Source organism: Streptomyces sp. Y2F8-2 (assembly GCF_014905555.1).
GTDB classification, from domain to species: domain Bacteria; phylum Actinomycetota; class Actinomycetes; order Streptomycetales; family Streptomycetaceae; genus Streptomyces; species Streptomyces cynarae.
The window spans coordinates 1185365-1204468 of sequence record NZ_BNGS01000001.1 but is presented as its reverse complement, the minus strand read 5'-3'; the positions used below and the strand labels follow the sequence as shown (position 1 = coordinate 1204468).

General features: G+C 71.2%; 15 protein-coding genes. 7 read left to right on the top strand and 8 right to left on the bottom strand.

Going from position 1 to position 19104, the window contains the following annotated elements:
• The first annotated feature begins 200 nt into the window (after positions 1–200).
• The gene (locus tag SY2F82_RS05385) at positions 201–710 is read left to right on the top strand and encodes a GtrA family protein (protein ID WP_236041152.1); all 510 of its coding nucleotides are present in this window, start codon (positions 201–203) and stop codon (positions 708–710) included.
• A gap of 8 nt (positions 711–718) precedes the next feature.
• Positions 719–2281: a hypothetical protein gene (locus SY2F82_RS05380; RefSeq protein ID WP_374707123.1), complete on the top strand. Its 1563-nt coding sequence runs from the start codon at positions 719–721 to the stop codon at positions 2279–2281.
• Positions 2282–2557: 276 nt separating this feature from the next.
• On the opposite strand, the gene SY2F82_RS05375 is transcribed toward SY2F82_RS05380, so the two are convergent.
• Entirely contained in the window at positions 2558–3373 is an 816-nt protein-coding gene (locus tag SY2F82_RS05375) for an ABC transporter ATP-binding protein (RefSeq protein ID WP_200417725.1), read from the bottom strand.
• Positions 3366–4280: an ABC transporter permease gene (locus SY2F82_RS05370; RefSeq protein WP_200417724.1), complete on the bottom strand. Its 915-nt coding sequence runs from the start codon at positions 4278–4280 to the stop codon at positions 3366–3368. The genes SY2F82_RS05375 and SY2F82_RS05370 overlap by 8 nt, the downstream gene beginning before the upstream one ends.
• 260 nt (positions 4281–4540) lie before the next feature.
• On the opposite strand from SY2F82_RS05370, the gene SY2F82_RS05365 reads away from it, so the two are divergent.
• Entirely contained in the window at positions 4541–5167 is a 627-nt protein-coding gene (locus SY2F82_RS05365; RefSeq protein WP_374707122.1) for a TetR/AcrR family transcriptional regulator, read from the top strand.
• 283 nt (positions 5168–5450) lie between these two features.
• The gene (locus tag SY2F82_RS05360) at positions 5451–8246 is read left to right on the top strand and encodes an N-acetylmuramoyl-L-alanine amidase (protein WP_236041150.1); all 2796 of its coding nucleotides are present in this window, start codon (positions 5451–5453) and stop codon (positions 8244–8246) included.
• Between the two features lie 137 nt (positions 8247–8383).
• Here SY2F82_RS05360 and SY2F82_RS05355 read toward each other — a convergent pair whose 3' ends face one another.
• Complete coding sequence (locus tag SY2F82_RS05355) at positions 8384–8980, bottom strand: TetR/AcrR family transcriptional regulator (RefSeq protein ID WP_200417721.1); 597 nt, start codon at positions 8978–8980, stop codon at positions 8384–8386.
• Positions 8981–9062: 82 nt separating this feature from the next.
• Here SY2F82_RS05355 and SY2F82_RS05350 point away from each other — a divergent pair, with 82 nt between their 5' ends.
• Positions 9063–9995: an oxidoreductase gene (locus tag SY2F82_RS05350; RefSeq protein ID WP_200417720.1), complete on the top strand. Its 933-nt coding sequence runs from the start codon at positions 9063–9065 to the stop codon at positions 9993–9995.
• Positions 9996–10040: 45 nt separating this feature from the next.
• Here SY2F82_RS05350 and galE read toward each other — a convergent pair whose 3' ends face one another.
• The 3 genes from galE to SY2F82_RS05335 all read right to left on the bottom strand — a co-directional run bounded on the left by galE (position 10041) and on the right by SY2F82_RS05335 (position 14093).
• Complete coding sequence (galE, locus tag SY2F82_RS05345; RefSeq protein WP_200417719.1) at positions 10041–11021, bottom strand: UDP-glucose 4-epimerase GalE; 981 nt, start codon at positions 11019–11021, stop codon at positions 10041–10043.
• A gap of 82 nt (positions 11022–11103) precedes the next feature.
• Positions 11104–12708: a glycosyltransferase family A protein gene (locus SY2F82_RS05340; protein WP_200417819.1), complete on the bottom strand. Its 1605-nt coding sequence runs from the start codon at positions 12706–12708 to the stop codon at positions 11104–11106.
• Positions 12709–12761: 53 nt separating this feature from the next.
• Complete coding sequence (locus tag SY2F82_RS05335; protein WP_200417718.1) at positions 12762–14093, bottom strand: glycosyltransferase family 87 protein; 1332 nt, start codon at positions 14091–14093, stop codon at positions 12762–12764.
• Between the two features lie 106 nt (positions 14094–14199).
• Between SY2F82_RS05335 and SY2F82_RS05330 the strand changes: the two genes are divergently transcribed.
• Positions 14200–15717 carry a glycosyltransferase family 39 protein gene (locus SY2F82_RS05330; RefSeq protein ID WP_236041148.1) on the top strand — a complete coding sequence of 506 codons (1518 nt, stop codon included), beginning with the start codon at positions 14200–14202 and terminating at the stop codon, positions 15715–15717.
• Positions 15718–15794: 77 nt separating this feature from the next.
• Here the strand turns inward: SY2F82_RS05330 and SY2F82_RS05325 are convergent, their stop codons facing one another.
• Complete coding sequence (locus SY2F82_RS05325; protein WP_200417717.1) at positions 15795–16295, bottom strand: MarR family winged helix-turn-helix transcriptional regulator; 501 nt, start codon at positions 16293–16295, stop codon at positions 15795–15797.
• Positions 16296–16425: 130 nt separating this feature from the next.
• Between SY2F82_RS05325 and SY2F82_RS05320 the strand changes: the two genes are divergently transcribed.
• On the top strand, positions 16426–16839 hold the full coding sequence (locus SY2F82_RS05320; RefSeq protein ID WP_200417716.1) for an organic hydroperoxide resistance protein: 414 nt from the start codon (positions 16426–16428) through the stop codon (positions 16837–16839).
• 57 nt (positions 16840–16896) lie between these two features.
• On the opposite strand, the gene SY2F82_RS05315 is transcribed toward SY2F82_RS05320, so the two are convergent.
• Positions 16897–19104 (bottom strand): bifunctional glycosyltransferase family 2 protein/CDP-glycerol:glycerophosphate glycerophosphotransferase, encoded by a 2208-nt coding sequence (locus SY2F82_RS05315; RefSeq protein ID WP_200417715.1) that lies wholly within the window; start codon positions 19102–19104, stop codon positions 16897–16899.

The following is a 19104-nucleotide window of genomic DNA, read 5'->3' as shown; positions in this document are numbered from 1 at the left end:
ATGGGGCCGCCCCTCGGTGAGGGCCGGCCCCATGCGCATATCCCGGAATCATGCCCGTGCTCGCCCGTCGGCTAACCTAGTCTGACGCTTTCTTGCCAAGGCCTGGGGGAAGTCCAACCCTTCGTTCTGCTCGCCTGTGTTGGACGGGACGTTTGGAGCAGGTTTGGCGTGATCGTCGGACGAGTGGAGGACCCGTACCCGTGTCTGTGAACCTCACCGAGCAGCGGCCCCTGGCCGCTCGCCCGGTTGCCGAGACCGTCTCACTCGCCCCAGTCCCGGCGCTCGCCCGGGTGCGGCGGCTGGCGGTCGAGGTCATCAAGTTCGGGGTCGTCGGCGGCAGCGGCGTCGCGGTCAACATCCTCGTCTTCAACACCCTGCTGCAGGGTCTGGCATGGGCTCCGATGACGGCGACCGTGCTCGCCAGCGTCGTCGCCATGGGCACCAACTACCTCGGCTTCCGCTTCTTCGCCTACCGCGACCGGGCCTCGCGCACCCGGCAGCAGATCGTGCTGTTCTTCGTCTTCAGCGGGGTCGGCGTGGTGATGGAGAGCCTGCTGTTCTACGTCGGCTACCACGGCCTCGGCATGAACGGGCCGATCGGCTCCAACGTGGCGAAGACGCTGTCGATCCTGCTGGCGTCGGCGTTCCGCTTCCTGGTGTACCGCACGTGGGTGTTCCAGCACGGGACGAAGCAGGGTGCCGCAGCATGATGAGCGTCATGGCGAAGGGAACCGGTGGGACCCACGGGACCGGAGGCGGCGCCGGGAAGCGGCGCGGGCGGTCCGGGAGACCGCTCGCGGCCGTGCGGACGCCGGACGGCAAGGCCGGCATAGCGCTGTGGGCGGTGGTGGCACTGCTCGTGGTGCTGATGCTGCTGGTCATCGCGCGGCTGCCCTGGGACGGCGACCTCGGCATGCACGCGGCGACCGTGGAACGGCTGCGGCACCGGCTGCTGGACCCCGGCAATCCACTGGTCGACGAGAACACGCCGAGCCCGTACTACTCGCCTTGGATGCTCTTCCTCGGCGTTGTGGCCCGGGTGACCGGACTGTCCGTCTGGGTGGTCCTGCGCATCGGCGCCCTGATCAGCCTGACGCTGCTGGTCACGGGCGTGTGGCGGTACGGCCGCACGCTGAGCGCGCAACGTGTCGCGCCGCCGCTCGCCCTGCTGTGCCTGGTGTTCCTGTGGGGCACCGAGGTGTTCAAGTGGAGCGGCTTCCTGGGGCTGAACTCGCTGGCGCTGACCGTGGCGTACCCGAGCGTGTTCGCGCTCGGGCTGGTCTTCCACTTCTGGGCACTGCTGACACGGACGCTGAAGACCGACGGCGGCTGGGTCGCGTTCCTCGGCCTCGGCGCGCTGTGGGCGGTGATCCTGCTCAGCCACCAGTTCACCGGGGTGGTGGGGACGCTGGGCGCGCTGGCCGTGGTGGTCGGGGCGCGGGCCGGACTCAGGACCTGGCTGCGCCTTGCCGCAGGGCTGGCGCTGGGCGCCGTGATCCTCGCGCTCTGGCCGTACTACGACTTCTTCGCACTGTTCGGCACGGGCAGCCTGGAGGAGATCCACCGCTCGCTGTACCAGGATCTGTTCGCGCGGTACGGCCTGGTGCTGCTCGGTGTGGTGGCGCTGGGCGTGCGGGCGCGGCGGGACCGTCTGGACCCGCTGGTGCTGTTCTTCGTCCTCGGCGTGCTGGTGGTCGGCCTGGGCGGCCTGACGGGCCACTACTCCTGGGGACGGGCGCTGCCGGCGGTACTGATCCCGGCGCAGCTGGCGGCCGCCGTCGAGGTGGCCGGGGCGACGCGGGGCGCACTGCGGAACGTGGCGGCCGGGGTGCTGGCAGCGGCGCTGCTCGTGGGCGCGTGGACGCAGGTCCAGACGATCGGGTATGTGACCGGGCGGAGCGCGCTGCCCGAGGCGGTCGCGGAGAAGTACCGGGACCCATGGGTGGGGTACCACTGGATCACGCCCTGGGTGCGGTACGGGGACGTGGTGATGGCGAAGACGATTCCCGCGCGGCAGATCCCGGCGTACGGGGCGTACACGGTGGCGCCGGGCTACCCGGACTTCTTCCTGCCGGACGAGGCGCAGCGGGACGCTGCGGTACGGACCTACTTCGCGGCCGGGTCCTCGCGGGCCGAGCGGCTGGGGGTGCTGCGGAAGTACGAGGTGCGGTGGGTCGTCCAGCGCCGGTCGGACGGGGGCCTGCCGGCGAGTGACGGAGCGCTGCGCAAGGTGGCCTCGGGGCCTGGGGGCCAGGTCCTGTACGAGGTGGTGGCGCGCTAGGGGTTTCTCGCCCCGGCCGCCCCTGCCCGTCCGTCCTCCAGGGGCCCCGCCCCTTCGACCCCGCCGAGGGGGCTCCGCCCCCTCGGAACCCCGCTCCTCACACGCCGGAGGCGGGCTGGTTTTCCAGCCCGGGCGGCATGGCATCGATCAGCCCGTCTGAGGGTCTCCTTCTCGAAGAGCGTGGGGCGATCGAGGACGAGACCCGTTCAGACCGAGGCGGGGGGTCCGAGGGCCGCAGCCCTCGGACCCCCCGCCTCGGTCCTCTCGCAGTACGGGTTACTTGGCCCCCGCCTTGGCCTTGTCGGCCCCGCCGGTGAACGCCTCGTACTCCGCGAGGACCTCCTCGGTCGGACCGTCCATGCGCAGCACACCGCGCTCCAGCCACAGCACCCGCTCGCAGGTGTCGCGGATCGACTTGTTGTTGTGGCTCACCAGGAAGACGGTGCCGGCGTGCTCGCGCAGTTCCCGGATGCGTTCCTCGGACCGCCGCTGGAAGGCGCGGTCGCCGGTGGCGAGGGCCTCGTCGATCAGCAGCACGTCGTGGTCCTTGGCGGCGGCGATCGAGAAGCGCAGACGGGCGGCCATACCCGACGAGTACGTCCGCATGGGCAGCGTGATGAAGTCGCCCTTCTCGTTGATGCCGGAGAAGTCGACGATGTCCTGGTAGCGCTCCCTGATCTGCTCACGGGACATGCCCATGGCGAGAGCGCCGAGGTAGACGTTGCGCTCGCCCGTCAGGTCGTTCATCAGGGCCGCGTTGACCCCGAGGAGGGACGGCTGGCCATTGGTGTAGATCTTGCCGTTCTCCACCGGGAGCAGGCCGGCGATGGCCTTGAGCAGCGTGGACTTCCCGGAACCGTTGGTCCCGATCAGGCCGATGGCCTCGCCCTTGTACGCGGTGAACGACACGTTCTTCACGGCGTGCACCCGGCGGACGCCCGCCGCCTTCTCCGCCTGCTTTCGGTGCAGGATGCGGTTGAGCGCGGCGGTCGCGGAGCCACGGCCGGCCCCCGTGCCGTGGACGCGGTAGACGATGTCGACGCCGTCGCAGATGACGGTCGGGATGTGTTCGTCGGTCACAGGTTCAGCCACGGCCGTACTTCTCCTCAGCCTTCCAGAAGTAGATGAAGCCCCCGACGCCCGCGAGCAGGGCCCAGCCGACCGCGTACGCCCACACGTGGTGGGGGAGCTCACGGGCCGTGAAGCTGTCGATCAGGGAGTAGCGCATCAGGTCGATGTAGACGGCCGCGGGGTTCGACTTCAGTATCACCTTCGCCAAGTAGGGCAGGCCGGTGTGCTTGAGCGTCTTGTCGATGCTGAACATGACGCCGGAGACGTACATCCAGGTGCGCAGGACGAACGGCATCAGCTGCGCGATGTCCGGCGTCTTGGCGCCCATCCGGGCCATGATCATCGAGACGCCGGCGTTGAACACGAACTGCAGGAACAGCACAGGCACGATCAGCAGCCAGGAGGCGCTCACCGGGATGCCGAAGCAGAGCAGGATGATCGCGAGCGCGGCCATCGAGAACAGCAGCTGCTGGAGCTGCTGGAGCGCGAACGAGATCGGCAGCGCGGCCCGCGGGAAGTGCAGGGCCCGGACCAGGCCGAGATTGCCGGAGATCGCGCGGGTGCCCGCCATGATCGAGCTCTGCGTGAACGTCCACACGAACACACCCGTCACCAGGAACGGGATGTAGTCCGCCACGCCGCGGCTGGTGCCCAGCAGGACGCCGAAGATGAAGTAGTACACCGCCGCGTTCAGCAGGGGCGTCATCACCTGCCAGATCTGGCCGAGCTTCGCCTGGCTGTACTGCGCGGTGAGCTTGGCGGTGGCGAAGGCCGTGATGAAGTGCCGGCGCGCCCACAGCTGGCGGACGTACTCCGGCAGGGAGGGGCGGGCGCCGCTGACCGCGAGGCCGTACCGGGCGGCGAGCTGCGCCGGCGTCTCGGCCGCGTCGGTGGCCGTGGGGGGCGGTGTGTGGAGAACCTGGCTCACATCCGCTGCTTTCGCTCGGGGGGGTCGGTTGCGCAACCGGTACCGAGTGTTCCGCCGCGTTGTCCCCGTGGGTACCTCTGCCCTGCGTTTCTCACGATTCTTGCCGGGGCCTTGCTCGGCGCCAGGGCTCTTGTACTGCTCTTGGGAGTTTGGACTACTGTCCTTTACGTCGGAACGGCACCGTATCGTCGCAACGCGAGAGTAAGCCGATTCGACGTCGGAACGCAACCGTTTCGTCGTCACGCCCTATGCTGGTCCGCATGACGACGAACGCCGACGCTCCCCAGGTGAAGCGGGGGCGCAGGGCGCCCGCGGGTGCGGCCGTCCTCCGCGAGGACGTGACGGAAGCCATTCGCGCGGCGGTCTTCGAGGAGCTGGCGGCCGTCGGCTACGCCCGGATGTCCATCGAGGGCATCGCGCGCCGGGCCGGTGTCGGCAAGACGGCCGTGTACCGCCGGTGGCGCTCGAAACTGCACCTGGTCCTGGATCTGGTGTCGGCGATCGCGGTCCAGGGCCTGCCGGCGCCCGACACCGGTTCACTGGAGGGTGATCTGCGCCTCCTGTACGAGGTCACGTCCCGAGCCCTGCGGCACCCGGTGGCCGGCCAGATCATCCCCGATCTCCAGGCGGAGGCGGCCCGTAACCCCGACATCGCCGAGGCCGTGCAGAAGGCGCTGCGCGAGGGCCAGGACAGCGTGGCGAGCGGCATCGTCTCGGCGGCGGTCGCCCGTGGTGAGATCGGCGCAGCGATCGACATGGACCTGGCCCTGGACCTGATCTCGGGCCCGCTGTACTGGCGCGCGGTGGTGGTCCGGGGACCGAAGCTGCCGAAGGGGTATCTGGCGGGGTTGGCCCGGGCCACGGCGGGGGCGCTCAGGGCCTTGTGAGCCCGGCTGTGTCTGTCGGGTCCCGCGCGGACAGCGGTCGTCCGCCCATCAGTCCTCCAGTCGCTCGGCGAACGCGGCCCAGAAGGCGGCGAAGAGGACGAGCGGACGGGGGCCGGACCGTCACATGACCTCTGTCCGGCATACCAAGTGTGTGCACGGTCGTCGCCCCTGCTAACGTCCGGGTGCCGCCCCCCACGGTTGGCCTAGGCATGCCAGAACAGGATGTGACGGTCTTTTGAATCGCAAGCAGCGAAGACACCGCCGGTCGAGGATCCGCGTCGGGATGGCTGCCGGGGGCGTACTCGCCTTGGTCGCGGCGGGAATCGCGGCCGTGGCACAGGCCAGCCAGCCGGGTGGCCCGCCGTCGACGGCGCTCGCTCCCACCGCCCTGCAGGATGAGTTCGCTTCTGCAGCACGGGAGTTCCACGTGCCGCAGAGCGTGCTGATGGCGGTGGCGTACCAGCAGAGCCGCTGGGACACCCACGCGGGTCGGCCGAGCATGACCGGCAATTACAACGTGATGGGCCTCACGCAGGTGGCCTCGACGGACGTGCCCAAGCCGTCGGTCAGCGACCGCATGCGGGAGTTGAACCTGCGCGGTGAGGACGGCCGGCGGCCCTTCCACCCGTCGAAGCAGGTGCTGGCCGACGTGGGCGCCGTACAGACCGACGCGCCCGCACTGCACACGCTGGACCGGGCGGCCAAGCTCATCGGTACGTCGACGACGTCACTGCGCACGGACATGAGACAGAGCGTGCGCGGAGGTGCGGCGCTGCTGGCCGAGTACGAGCGCGCGGCGGCCGGCGGGCTGCCGGCCGACCCGGAGCAGTGGTACGCGGCGGTGGAACGTTACAGCCAGTCGCCGGACAGCCGGGGCGCGGCCCAGTTCGCGCAGCGCGTCTACGCCCACATGCGTTCGGGGATCAGCCGGGTGACCGCCGACGGCCAGCGGGTGACGCTCGAGGCGCAGCCCGGGCTGAAGCCGCGGGCGAGCACGGCCGCCTACTCGACCACCGGCAGCACGCACACCGGCTACGCCACCGCGACAAACGCGAGCTACACCACCACGACGGCGGCCACGGCGACCACCACCCCGGCCCCGGAGTGCCCGACCGGCCTGACGTGCAACTATGCACCCGCCGCGTACCAGCAGACCAGTTCCACCGACAAGACGCAGTACGGGAACTACGACATCGCCAACCGGCCCGCGGACGGCGACGCGATCAACTACATCGTCATCCACGACACCGAGGGCCAGTACTCCTCGGCGCTCAGCCAGTTCCAGGACCCGACCGCCGGCGCCAGCGCCCACTACCTGATCCGCTCCTCGGACGGGCTGGTCACGCAGATGGTGGCCAACAAGGACGTCGCCTGGCACGCGGGCAACTGGTACATGAACCAGCACGCCATCGGCATCGAGCACGAGGGCTTCGCGCTCCAGGGCGGGAGCTGGTACACCGAGTCGGAGTACGAGTCGTCCGCCGCGCTGGTGAAGTACCTCGCGGGCCACTACAACATCCCGCTCGACCGCGAACACATCATCGGCCACGACGACATCACGGGCCCGCTGGACGCGTACGTTTCCGGCATGCACTGGGACCCGGGCACGTACTGGGACTGGAACCACTACATGTCCCTGCTCGGCGTGCCGAACAGCAACCCGGCCGGCTCGCCGCTCGTCGCCGGCGAAGTGGTGCGCATCGCGCCGCCGTTCGACTCGTCGTACGAACCGCCCGTCAGCGGTCAGTCGGCGCAGCCCGCCGACTTCGTGTACCTGCGCACCTCGCCGTCGAACAGCGCGTCGCTGATCACGAATCCGTACTTCTCCTCCGGGACGACCGCCGCATCCGACTGGAGCGACAAGGCGGTCGCCGGTCAGGACTTCGTGGTGGCCGACCAGCAGGACGACTGGACGGCGATCTGGTACGGCGGCGCCAAGGCGTGGTTCTACAACCCGCACGGCGCGTACACCGTTCCGGTCTCCGACACCTCGGCGGTCACGCTGGTCACAGCCCGTGACGGGGTCGGCTCGATCCCGGTCTACGGCCGCGCCTACCCGGAGGCGAGCGCGTACCCGAGCGGCCTCACCCCGCAGCCGGTGACGCCGCTCACCAAGTACTCCATCCCGTCCGGGCAGTCGTACGTCGCCAACGCCAAGGAGACGTCGGGCTACTACCGCTCGACGACGTTCGACGGCAGTGCCCAGTACGACCGAACGGTGATCAGCGGCACCACCACCTACTACCCGATCCGTTACAACCACCGTCTGGCGTACGTGAGTTCGGCGGACGTGAAGGTGGTCTCCGCGGTGCCCGGGCCGGCCGCCTCGACACGGCAGAACCTCATCGCCCGCGACTCGTCGGGCAACCTGTGGCAGTACCAGGGCACGGGGGTGGCGTCGTCGCCGTTCCTGTCGCGGTACAAGATCGGCTATGGCTGGGGCGGCTACAACGCCATGACGCCGATGTCGGTCTTCCATGCCGACGGCACGGGTGACCTGGTCGCTCGCGACGGCTCCGGCAACCTCTGGTACTACCAGGCCAGCGGGAACCCGTCGGCACCCTTCAAGGCGCGTGTGAAGGCCGGCTTCGGATGGGGCGGCTACACCATGCTCGGCATGGGGGACCTGACCGGTGACGGGAAGGCGGACCTGCTCGCCCGGGACTCCTCCGGGAACCTGTTCGTCTACCCCGGCACGGGCAGCACGACCTCGCCCTTCGGTCCGCGCATCAAGGCGGGCTGGGGCTGGGGCGGCTACACCATGGTCAACGGCGGCGACCTCACGGGTGACGGGAAGGCGGACCTGCTCGCCCGGGACTCCTCCGGGAACCTGTTCGTCTACCCCGGCACGGGCAGCACGACGTCGCCCTTCGGTCCGCGCATCAAGGCCGGCTGGGGCTGGGGCGGCTACACCATGGTCGGCCCCGGTGACGTGTCCGGTGACGGCAAGCCGGACCTCGTCGCCCGGGACTCCTCCGGGAACGTGTACCTCTACCCGGGCACCGGCAGCCCGACGTCGCCGTACGGCTCGCGGAGCAGCATCGCCACGGGGTGGGACATCTACGACACCATCATCTGACCGGTTCGCAGCCGGCCTGCCGACCCCCGTTCGAACCGCGCGGTACGCCGCCGGGGCGGACGGGGGTCGGCCGTGTGTGCCCGACCTGCCCCGGCGCGCAGGGCCCGGGGCTGTGACCGCTACCTGGGGCGTATCCGCTACTCCGGGGCGCAGCCCCGCAGGATGTACGCGACCAGGTCGTCCAGGCCCTGGGCGCGCACCTCCGGCGGCAGGTGGTCGCCCGCCGCGAGTGAGGCGTAGCCGTGCAGGCTGGAGAAGACCCCGATGCCCACGCTCTCCAGGGGGCCGTCGCGCACCTCGCCGCGGCGCTGGGCCTCGCCGATCAGGTTCTCCATCTGTGCGATCCACCGCTGGGACGCGGCGCCGAGCTCCTCGGAGGCTTCGGGGGTGTGCTTGATGGCGTACATCAGGTCCAGCAACTCGGCGTTGGCGGTGGCGAATTCCACGTAGGCGTGGGCCCCGGCCCGCAGCCGTTCGGCGAACGACTCGCCCGTCCCCTCCAGGGCCGCCGTCATCGTCTGCGCGAGCCGGTGGAAACCGGTCAGCGCCAGGGCGTCCAGCAGCGCCTGCTTGTCCTTGAAGTGGCGGCTCGGTGCGGCGTGGCTCACGCCCAGGTCGCGCGCGAGTTCGCGGAGGGACAGCGCGGCCGGCCCCTTCTCCCGGAGGGTCTCCTCCGCCCGGGTGAGCAGCGCGGCGCGCAGGTCTCCGTGGTGGTAGCGACGGCGAGTGTGCATACCGGTCAGTGTATCGGCCAAGTGGTCGGCGCCTACATTGTTGTCATTGACAGCATTGTTGTCGGCGCCTACTTTGAAGGGCATGCCCAAGACACAGCACAAGTGGAATGCCGGCGACATAACCGGCCAGACCGGCCGCACCGTCGTCATCACCGGCGCCAACAGCGGCCTCGGCCTCGCCACCGCCGACGCCTTCGCCCGGGCCGGCGCCCATGTGGTGCTCGCCGTGCGCGATCCCCGGCGCGGCGAGGCGGCGGCCGCAGCCCTGCGCGGCGCGAAGGGCCGCCTCGAGGTGCACCGACTCGACCTGGCCGACCTGGAGTCCGTACGGGAGTTCGCCCGCGGCCGGCAGGGCGACATCGACGTGCTCGTCAACAACGCCGGGGTCATGAACGTCCCCGAGGGAACCACCAAGGACGGCTTCGAGACCCAGTTCGGCACCAACCACCTGGGGCACTTCGCGCTGACCGGCCTGCTGCTGCCGCGGGTCAGGGATCGCGTGGTCACCGTGTCCTCGGGCATGCACCGGTACCCGGGTGCGCGTATCCACTTCGAGAACCTGAACCTGACCGGCGAGTACTCCCCGATGGCGGCGTACGCCCAGTCCAAGCTCGCCAACCTGCTGTTCACCCTGGAGTTGCAGCGCCGCCTGACCGAGGCGGGTTCACGGGTGCGGGCTCTGGCCGCACACCCGGGCTGGGCCGCGACCAACCTCCAGGGCCACGACGCCAGCACCCTGCGCCGGATCGCGATGCGGGTCGGCAACCGCCTGTTCGCCCAGGACGACAGGGCGGGCGCGCTGCCCACCCTGTACGCCGCCACCCAGGACCTGCCCGGCGCGAGCTACGTCGGCCCCGACGGCCTGAGCGAGATGCGCGGCGCGCCGACCCTGGTGGGCCGCTCCCGAGCGGCCAGCGACCCGGAGGCGGCCCGCCGTCTGTGGACGGTCTCGGAGGAGCTGACCGGCGTCGCCTTTCCGCAGCTCCCCGAGCTCTCGCGGGCCCCGGGGACCTGAGCGTCCTGCCGCCGCGCCGCCTCGCGAGGCCCGGGACCGAGCGTTCTACCGCCGCGCCGCCTCCGGATGCCTGCGCACCCAGCCCTCCCACGCCGAGGTGATCATGTCCTCAACGTCGCGCTTCGCCGTCCAGCCCAGTTCCCGGGCGATACGGTCGGCCGAGGCGACGACGCGGGCCGGGTCGCCGGGGCGGCGCGGGGTGACCGTCGGCGGGATGTCGTAGCCGGTGATCGCGTTGATGCGGTCGATCATCTCGCGGACCGACACGCCCTCCCCGCGGCCGATGTTGAGGGTGAGGTCCGTGCCGGGGGAGGCCTGGAGCGCGCGGGCGGCCGCGACGTGCGCCTCCGCCAGGTCGGCCACATGGATGTAGTCGCGGATGCAGGTGCCGTCGGGTGTGGCGTAGTCGTCGCCGAAGATGCGCGGTGCCGCGTTCTCGGTCAGCTTCTCGAACACCATCGGGATCAGGTTGAAGACGCCGACGTCCGCCAGCTCGGGGCTCGCCGCGCCCGCCACGTTGAAGTAGCGCAGGGACGCCGTGGACAGGCCGGTCGCCCTTCCCGTCGCCCGGACCAGCCACTCGCCGGCCAGCTTGGTCTCGCCGTACGGCGACATCGGGACGCACGGAGTCTCCTCCGTGACCAGGTCCACGTCCGGCATGCCGTACACGGCGGCGGACGAGGAGAAGACGAAGGACGGAACCTGCGACTCCGTCACTGCCTCCAGCAGGACGCGCAGCCCCTCCACGTTCTCCCGGTAGTAGTGCAGCGGCAGCTCCACCGACTCGCCCACCTGCTTCTTCGCCGCCAGGTGCACGACCCCCGTCACCGAGTGCTCCGCCAGCGTGCGGCGCAGCAGGTCGCCGTCCAGGGTGGAGCCCTCCACCAGCGGCACCTCCGCGGGCACGCGCTCGGCTATGCCCGTGGACAGGTCGTCGTACACCACGGCGCGCTCGCCCGCCTCGGTCATCGCCCGGACTACGTGCGCCCCGATGTAACCGGCACCGCCGGTGATCAGCCAGGTCATGATGCGGCCGTCTCCTTGCTCGTTGGCCTGTCGTGTTCTTGCTGCCACTTCAGTGAAGCAGGTGGGGTTCACCTGCCGTCGTTCACCTCAAGTGAAGCAGGCGCCGGAGCCTGCGCCGCGCGACCGACGTCACACCTCGGACTCCCGACGCGACCCTCAGCGCCAGCGCTCCGGAGTGCGTAGCGTACGGCTGCACCAGCAGCACGCCGTGCCTCAGGCTCGGCACCGCCTGGCGGCGCAGCAGGTCGGCGCCCGCGACGGCGTGCGGCGCGGTGTCACGGCTCGTTCCGTCATCGAAGCGGAGCGTCAGCTTCAGGTCCCAGGTTCCCGCGCCGAGCGCCCCCAGGTCCACCGGTGCCTCGGCCGTCCAGCCGGCGGAGTCCGGGTCCTTCCGCAGCTCGGCCGTGGTGGACAGCCCCACCCGCTTCTCGTCCTCCCGGAGCACGAACTCCACGTCCACCCGGGCCGGACGCGCGTTCTCCACCCGTCCGTACAGCTCGTGCAGGCGCAGCCGCAGCCGGCCGGCGCGCGAGCCGGGGCGCAGTTCCGCGTCGACGGTGACGGGCAGGTGCTCCATGGGGCATTGCAGCAGGTGCTCGAGCCGGACCTGAGGCAGGTCGTCCGACCAGACGGGCGTGCCGTCCGCCGTCCTCGCGTACCGCGGGGTCAGCCGCGCCGGACGGGCCGCGAGCTCCTTGAGCCGGTGCAGGTCGCGCGGCTGCCCCGAGGCGAGCACCACCTGCGCGACGACCCGCCCCGGCACGGACGCCTGCGCGAAGTCGGCCGCCTCGAATTCCTCGAGGTACGCGCGCGTGAGCCGCCACCACTCCTTGCGGTACTCCTCGTCGCGCAGCGGCAGCTCCCGCGTGTACATGCGCAAGCCCCGGTCCAGGAAGGTGGTGCGGGCCGCCCGCGCCAGCTGTTTCTCGCCGGCGCCCAGCAGGATCTCGTGCGACTGCCGGGTCGCCTCCATGCGCGCCTTCCAGTTCTCGATGTCGGCGCGGGCGAGGGAGATGGACAGGCGCTGGGCGGAGCGGCGCACGTGCCAGATGTACACGGTGTCGGGGATCACGGCGATGCTCGGGCCTGCGGCCAGCACGCGCGCGCTGAAGACGAAGTCCTCGTAGTGGAAGCGGCCGTCGGGAAAGCGGATGCCGTGCTCGCGCAGGAAGTCGGTGCGGTACAGCTTGTTGACGCAGAGCGTGTCGTGGGCCAGGTGGGGGCGCTGGGAGGGATGGGAGACCACCGCGGCCCGCTCGTACAGCTCCGGCTGCCAGGGCACCTCGCGGCCCGAGGGCAGCTCGCGGCGCACGCACAGCCCGGCGGCGAGCTGGGTGCCGTGCGCGACGGCCGCCATGAGCAGCGCGTCCACCGCGCCCGGCGGCAGCACGTCGTCGCTGTCCAGGAACATGAGGTAGGGAGCGGTCGCCGCCTCGATCCCGTCGTTGCGCGGGGTGCCGCAGCCGCCGCTGTTGGTGGTCCGGCTGATCACCCTGACGCGAGGCTCCTCGGCCGCCAGGGCGTGCAGCAGCTCGGCGCTGCCGTCCGACGAGCAGTCGTCGACCGCGATCACTTCGCGGACGACCCCGCCCTGCGCGAGGGCCGAACGGACCGCGTCCGCCACATGGGCGGCGTCGTCGTATCCGATGACGACGACGCTGACCTGTGCATCGTGAGGGTGACCCATGGCTTCCACGAGCCGAGAATACGGGCAGCCGGTAATGATCTGTTAAGCGGCCCTTAACGCCCTGTGGGAGAGAGGGCGGGAACCCTGTCCTTCCCCGCGGGGGCGTCCGCACTCTCTCGCTGCGGCACCGCGCGCCCGGAGCGCCACAGGCGGACGAACGACATGGCCGCCGCGGTGGTCAGCAGCCCGTTGCGGGTCAGCATGAGCAGACAACCCCACCAGGTGGAGCGGATCACTTCCCCGTAGAAGGCTGGGTACACCACGGCGCTGATCGCGGTCGCCGCCAGGATGAGCCGGGCCACGGGGCGTTGGGTGGTGTGCCGTGTGGTCAGGCAGACGGCGGCGAGCCCGACCAGCCAGATCATGTACTGGGGGCTGATCACCCGGCTCGTCACCGTGAACAGCAGTACGGCCGTCAGTGCCGCGTCGTACGGGGTCGCCGGCGTCCAGCGGCGGGTGCGCAGCCGCCACAGCAGCAGCAGGGCGAAGGCGACCGCGGTCAGCGCGAGCGAGCAGTCGGCGACCGCGCGCACGTGCGGGCCGACGAACTCCACGGCGCCGTACTGGTAGCGGGTGGTGCCCGACCAGCCGGCCCGGCGCGCCAGCATCAGCACCGTGCCGCCCAGCGACTCGATCTGCACGCCCCGGCCGCCCTGCTGGCGCAGGAAGTCGAACGGGTTGCGGAACAGGACCGCGACCACGGCGAGCAGCGTCACCACGGTGACGGCCGCCGTCGTCCACGCCTGGCGGGTGCCGCGGTTTCGTGGCGTGCCGATGAGCGCCAGCGCCGGCCACACCTTCACCAGGGCACCGAGGGCCGCGAACGCGCCGCCCAGGCGTGCGGAGCGCCCCGACGTGAGCAGCGCGACGACGGCGAAGGCGGTGACCTGGATGTCGTACCGGGCGAGCGGGATGTGCAGCAGCAGCGGCAGACCGGTGATCCACAGCGCCGCGCCGCGCAGTGAGCGGCCCCGGCGGGTGCCCGCGTACGCGAGGACGAGTGTGATCACGGCGTCCGTGAACAACGTGATGACCACGAACGCCTGAAAGTACGTCAGTCCCGGCAGCAGCGCGGGTGACAGGAGCACCGCGCCGGCCCCCGGCGGGTACTGCCACAGGTGGTCACCGGAGGGGAAGGCGCCGTGCCGGAGGGTGCCGTACCAGTGGAAGTAGAGCTTCCAGACCTCCATCGCGACCCCGCCCCTGCCGAGCAGCCGGTACTGGTCGTGGGCGAGCAGCCAGAGCATCAGGGCACGGGTGGCGAGCCAGCCGACGGCGAGCAGAAGCAACCGATGCGTCCGGCGCACCCTCTTCCAGAAAGGCGGCGGGAAGAAGGGTGCCGGTCTGGTCGCCGGGCGTTCCAGGGCAGTCTTCAAGGCACTCATCAAGCCCGGATGGTAGGCCGTCTGAATGGCGCATGTGGTGGATACTGCGTCAACTCGGGGCAAAAGTTATCCAATAGTACAAAACCCGTACATGTTGAATGCGGGCATGAGCCGGTCACCGAAGAGGCGCGGAGAGCGCATCGCTGTCCTCGTGCCCGTTGCGGTCATGTTCACGCTCGGGCTGTGGGGGCTGGACCGTGACGGCATGTGGCGTGACGAGGCGGCCACGTTCCAGGTGGCCCGCCGCTCACTGCCGCAGATCTGGCATCTGCTGCGCAGTGTGGACGCGGTGCACGGCCTGTACTACCTGCTGATGCACCCGGTCCTGGCCGTCCACCCCGGCGAGGTGCTGCTGCGGCTGCCCTCGGTGTGCGGGGCGGCCGTGGCGGCGGGTCTGGTCGCCGGGCTGGGAGTGCGGCTCGGGCGGCCGCGCGTGGGGCTGTGGGCGGGGCTGCTCTACGCGGTGACGCCGATGGTCGGGCGCTACGCGCAGGAAGGGCGTTCCTACGCCCTGGTCGCGGCCGGGGTGGCGGGGGCGACCCTGCTGCTCGTGCGGGCCGTGGAAGGCGGGAGGTGGTGGCCGTACGGGGTGGTCGTCGCCGTCACCTGTGTACTGCACGAGTTCGCGGCGCTGATGCTGGCGGCGCACGCCTGCACGTTGGCGTTGGCACGGGTGCCGGGGCGGCTGTGGCTTCGGTGGGGGAGCGCGGCCGGGGCCGCCGTGGTGGTGCTGATGCCGCTGGTGCTGGTGTCCTGGGGGCAGGCGGAGCAGGTGGCGTGGCTGACGGCGCCTGACGCGCGGAGCGTGCAGGGGCTGGTGGAGCAGTTCTTCGGGCCGTCGCGCCGGGTGCTCGCGCCGTGCCTGGGGCTGGCGGTGCTGGGGGCTCTGGCGCCCTTGCCGCGGGGGGTTTCCCTGGTGGGGGTCGCGGGGCCGCTGCTGGTGGTTCCGCCGGCGGTGCTGATGGCGGTGTCGCAGCTCCGGCCGTTGTACTACGACCGGTATGTGCTGTACTCGCTGGCCGGGGTGCCGTTGCTGGCGGCGGCCGGGGCGGATCGGGCGGCCGGGCTGGTGCGGCGGCTGCGGCTCGGTGGGTGGGCGCACGTCGACCGCCGGCTGTACGGCGATGGCGTGGCCCTGCTCGGGGTCGTGTCCGTCTGTTGTGTGTTCCTCGTGCAGCTGCCCCTGCTCCGGGACGATCGGCGGGCCGCGCACCGGCCCGATGATCTCGGGGCCGTGTCCGCGGCTGTGGCGCGGCGGGTGCGGTCCGGGGATGCCGTGTTGTTCCTGCCCTCGCTGGAGCGGCGGTCGGCGCTCGCCTATCCGGCCGGGTTCCGGGGTGTCCGGGACGTGGCGCTGGGCGCGCCGGCCGCCGAGAGCGGGACGCTGTACGGGCGGGAGGTCGGTCCCGAGGAGTTGCGGCGGCGGCTCGAGGCGCTCAGGTACGTCTGGGTGGTCACCGAGCCGTACGCGCTCGATTCCTCCTGGACCCCCTGGAACGCCACGGACCGCGCCAAACTCGCGGTCGTGAAGCGCGACTTCATCACTCGCGAGGAGTACGTGCGCCCGCACCTCACGCTTCGACTCTATGTACGCCGCCAGGTGCCGCCGGGGCGCCAGACCTAGGGCCTCTCGTTTGGCTCACGCCGGGCTCGCGGGGCCTGGCACCACTCCCCGATCCGGCCTGATCCAAACGAAAAACCCTAGGCGCAGCCAGGCGTCTCGTCCAGTGCCGCCGCGTCCAGGGTGCGGGTCAACTGGTCGAGGCGGTCGCGCAGTTCGGTGATCTCCGTCAGGTCGAAGCCCGTCGCCGCGGCGATCCGGCGTGGCACCAGCAGCGCGCGTTCCCTGAGCGCCGTGCCCTCGTCCGTGAGGTGGATGCGCACGGACCGCTCGTCCCGCGTGCTGCGCTCCCGCCGCACCAGGCCCGCCGCCTCCAGCCGCTTCAGCAGCGGGGAGAGCGTCCCGGAGTCCAGTCGCAGATGCTCGCCGAGCTTCTTCACCGGCAGCTCCCCGTGCTCCCACAGCACCAGCATCACCAGGTACTGCGGGTACGTGAGCCCCAGGTCCTTCAGGACGACGCGGTAGACGCCGTTGAAGGCGCGCGACGCGGCGTGCAGCGAGAAGCAGATCTGGCGGTCGAGGCGCAGGTACTCCTCGGCCGCGGAGGTCGCCTCCGTACGGGGGGTCCGGGTGGTCGTCATGCAGACAGGGTAGCTCCTGCCCGTCATTTAGTTGTGCACAACTGAATTGTGTGCTCTACTCATCTCCGTAAGGCGGCCCGCGGTCAGCAAGGGGCCGGCCGCCGTGTGACTTCGAGAGGGATGGTTTTCCATGGACGCGCTCTACACCGCTGTCGCCACCGCCACCCACGGCCGTGACGGACGCGCCGTCTCCTCCGACGGCAGGATCGACCTCAAGCTGGCCCCGCCGGTGGAGCTGGGCGGCAACGGCGAGGGCACCAACCCGGAGCAGCTGTTCGCCGCCGGTTACGCGGCCTGCTTCGGCAGCGCGCTCGGGCTCGTCGGCCGGGCGGCCAAGGTGGACGTCAGCGACGCCGCCGTGACCGCCGAGGTCGGCATCGGCAAGCAGGGCGAGGGCTTCGCGCTCGCGGTCATCCTGCGCGTCGAGCTGCCGGACACCGTGGACCAGGAGACCGGCCGCAAGCTGGTCGAGCAGGCCCACCAGGTCTGCCCCTACTCCAACGCCACCCGCGGCAACATCCCCGTCGAGCTGGTCATCGAGTAACACCGGCCCGACCTGCGGCCTCGTACGCACCCTCCCCGCGTACGAGGCCGCGGGCGTTCACAGCGACGTCGTCAGCGCCTCGCTGTCGCCCGCCGCCGGTGCCGGCACCGACGGCGTGACGTCCGGCTCGCCCAGCATCAGTGTGCGCACCACGCGCTCGGCCGCGCGCCCGTCGTCGAACGCGCAGAACCGCGCCCGGAACCCCGCCCGCAGGCGCGCCGAGTCCTCGTCCCGCCAGCACCCGGAGGCGAACAGCCACGCCAGCTCCCGGTACGAGCGCGAGACGTGCCCCGGCGCGTCCTGCGTGATGTCGAAGTAGGCGCCCCGGCTCGCCCGGAACGCACCCCAGTCGTCGGCGTGCACGACGATCGGCCGGTCCAGGTTGGCGTAGTCGAACATCAGGGCCGAGTAGTCGGTGACCAGGGCGTCCGAGGCGAGCATCACCTCCTCGACGTGCGGCTCGTCGGTGGCGTCGACCAGCACGCCCCGCCGGTGCAGCTCGGCAAGGCCCGTCCCGCGCGCCCAGCCGTCCGCCAGCGAGGGGTGCAGCCGTACGACGAGGGTGTGGCCCTCGCCCAGGTCCTCGGCGAACCGGGCCGGGTCGAAGCGGTCGATGTGACCGCCGCGGACGTAGTCGCGGCGGGTCGGCGCGTACAGCACCACCGTGTGGTCCTCGGGGATGCCGTGCCGGAACCGGAACCCGGCCCCGTCGCCGGGCTTGGCGTCCACGAGGACGTCGTTGCGGGGGCTGCCGCTGCGCACCGAGGTGAAGTCGCAGGGGTAGGCGCGGTCCCACACCAGTTCGGAGTGGCGGTTGGCGACCAGGCTGTAGTCCCAGCGGTCGGCGCGCCGCAGCATCTGCGGCACGTCGAGCCCCAGCCGGGCCCCCGGCTTGTCCCGCAGGTCGGCCCCCATGTACTTCAGCGGGGTGCCCCGGTGGGTGTGGATGTGGACGCTTCCCGGGCGTTTGGCCAGGGTGCCGGGCCAGTTGACGTTGTTCACGAAGTACGTGGCCCGCGCGGTGACCCGCAGATAGCCGAGGGAGCCCGGCAGGACGTACTCGATGTCCGGCGGCATGTGCTGCGCCTGGTCCGGGCGCACCACCCACACACCGCGGATGTGGGGGGCGAGGTCGCGTGCCGCGCGGTGGATCGCGGCCGGGTCGCCGAGGACGCCGCGGTGCGAGAACGCCGAGTAGACGGCCAGGTTCGGATCCAGCGGCCGCCGCTCGTACGCCCAGGACCAGCCGCGCTTGACCCGCCGGGCCGCCACCGCGCGGGCCTGCCGGCGGCGCCGGCCGAGCGCGTCACCCACGGTGGCGGCCCGCTGCCGGAGCAGGTAGGCGGCGTAACTCCCCTCCAGCACGCGCAGCTCGGCCGGGACCGGTTCCCCGGCGCCGTGGGCGCGGAAGAGGTCGGCGGTACGACGGAAGAACTCGCCCTTGTCGCAGGCGGGCAGCCGGTCCGGCTTGGCGAGGATGTCCAGACAGTGCTCGCCCATCTTGCGGTGCAGGTACGGCCGCCAGGAGGCCAGCTCCGGATGGGCGTCGACGTACGCGAAGACCCGCTCGTACTGGTCGTGGACGTCGAAGTGCTTGCGGCTGGTGGTGGACAGGATGTTGCCCTGGCGGCGCTGCCGGTAGCTGACGCAGATACGGTCGAGGGTCGCGATCCGCCGCGCGCTGAGCAGGGCGGGGAACGTCCAGGGCGTGTCCTCGTAGTAGCCCGGCGGGAAGACGAAGCCGTGCTCGGTGACGTAGTCCCGGCGGTACGCCTTGTTCCACACCACCATCAGCAGTTCCAGGATCTCGGGCCGCTCGGCCGCGGTGAAGGTGCCCTCGCCGCTCTCGGCGAGGATCCGGGCCAGCACGTTGCGGCGGGTGGCGCCCCACCAGTAGGTGCGGGCGTAGTCGAAGACCAGCACGTCCGGGTCTCCGGTCTCCTCCAGCCGGTCGGCGATCGCGCGCAGCGCGCCCGGGGTGAGCGTGTCGTCGCTGTCGAGGAAGAGCAGGAAGTCCCCGCCGGCGTGCGGCAGTCCGGCGTTGCGGGCCCGGCCGAGGCCGACGTTCTCCGGCAGGTGCAGCACCCGCACGCGCGGATCGCGGGCGGCGTACTCGTCGAGGATCGCCCCGCAGCCGTCGGGGGAGCGGTCGTCGACCGCGATCACCTCGAAGTCGGTGTACGACTGCGCGAGCACCGAGTCCAGGCACTCGCGCAGGAAGCCCTGCACCTTGAAGACGGGCACGACGATGCTGAAGCGGGGCAC

Excerpts from the sequence above, each read along its gene's own strand:
- SY2F82_RS05365 (WP_374707122.1), top strand. The coding sequence starts at position 4,541 with ATGACGACGAACGCCGACGCTCCCCAGGTGAAGCGGGGGCGCAGGGCG.
- SY2F82_RS05350 (WP_200417720.1), top strand. The coding sequence starts at position 9,063 with ATGCCCAAGACACAGCACAAGTGGAATGCCGGCGACATAACCGGCCAG.
- SY2F82_RS05325 (WP_200417717.1), bottom strand. The coding sequence starts at position 16,295 with ATGACGACCACCCGGACCCCCCGTACGGAGGCGACCTCCGCGGCCGAG.
- SY2F82_RS05340 (WP_200417819.1), bottom strand. The coding sequence starts at position 12,708 with ATGGGTCACCCTCACGATGCACAGGTCAGCGTCGTCGTCATCGGATAC.
- galE (WP_200417719.1), bottom strand. The coding sequence starts at position 11,021 with ATGACCTGGCTGATCACCGGCGGTGCCGGTTACATCGGGGCGCACGTA.
- SY2F82_RS05320 (WP_200417716.1), top strand. The coding sequence starts at position 16,426 with ATGGACGCGCTCTACACCGCTGTCGCCACCGCCACCCACGGCCGTGAC.
- SY2F82_RS05380 (WP_374707123.1), top strand. The coding sequence starts at position 719 with ATGGCGAAGGGAACCGGTGGGACCCACGGGACCGGAGGCGGCGCCGGG.
- SY2F82_RS05355 (WP_200417721.1), bottom strand. The coding sequence starts at position 8,980 with ATGCACACTCGCCGTCGCTACCACCACGGAGACCTGCGCGCCGCGCTG.
- SY2F82_RS05360 (WP_236041150.1), top strand. The coding sequence starts at position 5,451 with ATGGCTGCCGGGGGCGTACTCGCCTTGGTCGCGGCGGGAATCGCGGCC.
- SY2F82_RS05330 (WP_236041148.1), top strand. The coding sequence starts at position 14,200 with ATGAGCCGGTCACCGAAGAGGCGCGGAGAGCGCATCGCTGTCCTCGTG.
- SY2F82_RS05335 (WP_200417718.1), bottom strand. The coding sequence starts at position 14,093 with ATGAGTGCCTTGAAGACTGCCCTGGAACGCCCGGCGACCAGACCGGCA.